This window comes from Mycobacterium sp. (assembly GCF_019243155.1).
Taxonomy (GTDB): Bacteria; Actinomycetota; Actinomycetes; order Mycobacteriales; family Mycobacteriaceae; genus Mycobacterium.
In genome coordinates this window covers 1-4,291 of sequence record NZ_JAFAUS010000531.1, presented here as the reverse complement: position 1 = coordinate 4,291, position 4,291 = coordinate 1, and the positions used below count along the sequence as shown (strand labels likewise).

2 protein-coding genes are annotated in these 4,291 nt (G+C 64.7%); one reads left to right on the top strand and one right to left on the bottom strand.

All coding sequences use genetic code 11. The annotated features are described in order from the left end of the window. Positions 1-93: 93 nt before the first annotated feature. A complete protein-coding gene (locus JOZ00_RS26995) occupies positions 94-3,243 on the top strand; it encodes an adenylate/guanylate cyclase domain-containing protein (RefSeq protein WP_293350764.1) in 3,150 nt (1,049 codons plus the stop codon). 61 nt (positions 3,244-3,304) lie between these two features. Here the strand turns inward: JOZ00_RS26995 and JOZ00_RS26990 are convergent, their stop codons facing one another. Continuing rightward, positions 3,305-4,267, bottom strand: a complete 963-nt coding sequence (locus JOZ00_RS26990; RefSeq protein WP_293350761.1) for a hypothetical protein — start codon at positions 4,265-4,267, stop codon at positions 3,305-3,307. Between the last annotated feature and the right edge of the window lie 24 nt (positions 4,268-4,291).

Sequence of the window (4,291 nt, the reverse complement as noted above, 5' to 3'; positions counted from 1 at the left end):
GCGCATACGAGCGGCGTCGACGATACGCTTTCGACATAGTGTTGGTGGTTCTCCGGGATCGAATGGTGCTACATGCCGGTTACGTTCGCGTGCATGATCTGCGGCGCAGAACTGCGGTCGGACGCTAAGTTCTGCCATAAGTGCGGTGGGCCGGTTGCGGTGTCGGGCACATTCGCCGAGTACAAGCAGGTCACGGTCCTGTTCGCCGACGTGGTGCACTCGATGGATATCACGGCAGCAGTTGGCTCCGAGCGGTGGCGCGAGATCGTGACCGAGCTACTCAACCGTTCTTCCACGGTGGTGCACCGCTACGGCGGTACGGTCGACAAGTTCACCGGTGACGGCATGATGGCCGTGTTCGGTGCCCCGGCCGCGTTGGAGGACCACGCGCTGCGGGCGTGTTTGGCCGCTCTTGCCATTCAGGACGAGGTCAAGCGGCTGGCAGTTGAGGTCGGTGACCGGGACGGAGTTGACCTGCAGCTGCGGATAGGGCTGAATTCCGGCGAGGTCATTGCAGGCCAGGTCGGTTCGGCTGGTATGGGCTACACCGCAATTGGCGAGCAGGTGGGGATGGCTCAGCGGATGGAGTCCGTGGCTCCGCCGAGCGGGGTGACGCTCAGCGAAACCACCGCGCGGCTGGTCGAGGGCGCAGCGGTGCTGGGACCGCCGGAGATGGTGCACATCAAAGGCGACCACGTGGTGCCGGCGCGTCGGCTGCTGGGCGTGGCCGCGCAGCGAACGCAGGCCGGTCCGTCGTATTCGACGCTGGTGGGGCGTGAGTGGGAGTTGGGCACCCTGACGGCGCTGCTGGATCGGTCGATAGGTGGACGCGGGTCGGTGGTGGGTGTGACCGGCCCTGCGGGTATCGGGAAAACCCGACTTGCGCGCGAAGCCGTGCAGCTGGCGGAGGACGAGGGCGCCGAGGTATTTTTCACCTTCTGCGAATCACACGCCAGCGACGTCCCGTTCCGGGTGGTGGCGCGCCTGCTGCGTGCCGTGGGACAGCTCAGCGGTCTGGACGATCAGACGGCCCGCGGGCGAGTGCGAGCGCAGTTTCCCGATGCCGATCCGCAAGACCTGCTACTGCTTGATGACCTGCTGGGCATCGCCGATCCCGACGTCGAGCTACCCAAGATCGACCCCGACGCGCGGCGGCGGCGGCTGACCGCGCTGATCAACACAGCCCAACTGGCACGCACCCGACCGGCAATCTTCATCGTGGAGGATGCGCACTGGATCGACGAGGCCAGCGAATCCATGCTGGCCGACTTTGTAGCGGTGATTCCCCAGACTCACTCGTTGCTGTTGATCACCTATCGCCCCGAATACCATGGAGCGCTCCATCATGTCGTCGGCGCGCAGACAATTGCTCTGGTCCCCCTGAGCAAATCGGAAACCTCAATGCTGGTCGCTGAACTGTTGGGCCCCGATCCGTCCGTCGGCGACGTCGCCCAAATCATCGCCGCCCGCTCCGCCGGCAACCCGTTTTTCGCCGAGGAGATAGCACGGGAACTCGCCGAACGCGGTGTGCTGGTGGGACAGCGTGGCGGCTACGCATGCCGCACCGATATGGCAGCAGTCGGCGTGCCGGCAACGCTGCAGGCGGCGATCGCCGCGCGCATCGACCGGCTCAGCCCGGCGGCCAAACACACCCTGGCCGCGGCCGCGGTCATCGGGTCGCGGTTCAGCTACGAAATGCTGGCAAGCCTCGGCATCGATCCCCGCATCGATGAGCTGATCAACGCCGAGCTCATCGACCAGGTGCGGTTCACCCCGCGCGCCGAATATGCGTTTCGGCATCCGCTGATCCGAACCGTGGCCTACGAGTCACAACTCAAATCCACTCGCGCCCAGATGCATCGGCAGTTAGCCGCCATGATCGAAGCCTACGAGCCAGATTCGGCCGACCAGTACGCGGCGCTGATCGCCGAGCACCTGGGGGCCGCCGGCGATGGGTACGCCGCCTACGGCTGGCATCTGCGCGCCGCAGCGTGGGCGACCAACCGCGACATCAACGCCGCACGACTGAGTTGGGAGCGCGCCCAAACGATCGCCGACGCCCTACCCACGGAGGATCCCAACCGACCCGCCATGCGCATCGCCCCACGCACCATGTTGTGCGGAATCGCCTGGCGAGTCCATGCACATCCGGCGGGCGACGGCTTCGACGAGCTGCGGGAGTTGTGCAACGCCACCGGGGACAAAGCGTCGCTGGCAATCGCAATGGGGGGGCTGGTGATGGATCATGCGCACCAGGCCCGGATGCGCGTGGCCTCGCAGTTGGCGTCGGAAGCCTGGGCACTGGCCGAGTCGGTTGGCGATCCGACCTTGACGGTGGGGCTGTCCATGCCGCTGCTCTTTGCCATGATGGAGAACAGCAAGTGGTCTGAAGTGCTGCAGTCGTCGCAGAAAGTCATCGACCTGGCCGACGGTGACCCATCCAAAGGCAACTTCATCATCGGGTCTCCGCTTGCGCTCGCTTTTTCGACGCGAGCTCTTGCCCGTATTTACCTGGGTCTTCCCGGATGGGCAGACGACCTTCAGCACGGCCTGGCCATGGCCCGCAGCGCAGACCCTATGTCGTACGCCTTGGTCGTCGCCTACATCTACAACCCCGGGATACCGCTCGGAGTCCTGACGGCCGACGATCGGGCGGTGCGCGAAACCGAAGATGCCCTACAAATTGTCGAACGATCCGGCGACGACCTCGCGTTGGCCTTCACCCGGATGGCGCTCGGCGTCGCGCTGGTGAACCGCGAAAAGGCTTCGGAGCATGAGCGCGGACACAAGCTCCTGGCGGAAGTCGGCGACGTGTTCACGCGTCGCCGACACAACCTCGGCGAATTGCCGATCGTCAACGTGTACTTGGCACGTGAGCGGGCTAGCGGTGGAGATCACGAGGGCGCCATATCGCTCGTGCGCACGGCCGTCGATGATCTGTTCCGCGAAGGGCAGCTGCTGGCATGGGGGGCTCAAGCAACGGGTGTTCTCGTGGAGATACTGCTGGGCCGCGGGACCGACGCCGACGTGACCGAAGCCGAAGCCGCAGTCGAGCGGTTGGCGGCGGCGCCGGCCGACGACGCTTTAGCTGTGCGCGACATCTGGCTGTTGCGACTACGAGCTCTCCTGGCGCAGGCTCACGGCGATGCCGTGGCCTATGCGCGCTTCAGGGATCGACACCGCGAGATGGCGAGATCGCTTCAGTTTGACGGGCACACAGCTTGGGCAGATGCAATGCCATGACAGCGAATTGGTGATCGTTCGAGTCGGGCGGCGGCTAGCGTGGTGAGAGCCAGGCCGATGGTCACCGCATGACCATCCGCATCGCTGGCCGCAGGCGCGGCAGCACCCGTAGCAGGCCTGGCGGGCCGCCGTGCCACGCGTGCTCGGTTAGACCCACACCGGTACGGCGCTGACCGTCGATGGTTGTTTCGAAGCGTGACGCCGACTCTTGGATCACCAAACCCTTTCGGTACAAGCATGATTGGGCGGTTGCGCTGCCCTGGATCTCCAGCCGCAAGCCGCTGGTGTCGGTGACCGCGATGCGCGAGGTACCCGGCACGTGAAGGCCGGCCCATCCGTAATCTACGGTCAACTCCGTCACCGGATGGTTGGCGCCATTGTGGAAGATGTAGCCGCACAGATATTTCCGACCACCGTTGATCAGCTGGGTGCAATTCATGGTGAAGTCTGGGCCATACAGCATCGGGATCCAATTCCAGCCCTCGATGGTGCGCCACTCGCGGACCCCCCAGGATTTGTCTCGCTGTCCGAGGCCATCGATCTCGTACGTCGCTCCGCTCATCGTTACGGTGCCGGTAACCCGTCCGGACTGCTCCATGTGCACATCGGCGATACCGGGCGGGATGTACAGCCCGGCAGGCGCTTCGGCACGAAAATCGAATGGCGAGTGCAGCGCTGTCCATGTCAGGTCCACCTCGTCGCGGCCCCGCAGCCTTAGCCGCCACTGTGACAGCGGTTCGCTCATATGAAACTCCAGAGCCCCCACCTTCAAGCGGCTGGGATCAGGGGTATCGGCGTAGCGGGCGTTGAGTCTGGCGTAGCCGCCCTCAACTCTGCCATTCCGGATGGTGTACAGCAGCGCGTCAGCGGTGTGATTGCTGGGCCGATATCCGATGCGGGCCAAACCCGTTGCGTCCGATCCGGCGTCGAACCAACTGAAGAAGAAGCTTTCCTGCCAGTCACGGTGTGGCCCCGGTGCGTGCATGAATTCGTCATCGGCGTCGACCATCGCGTCCGTCCTCACGATTCACAGACAAATGTGGTGGCA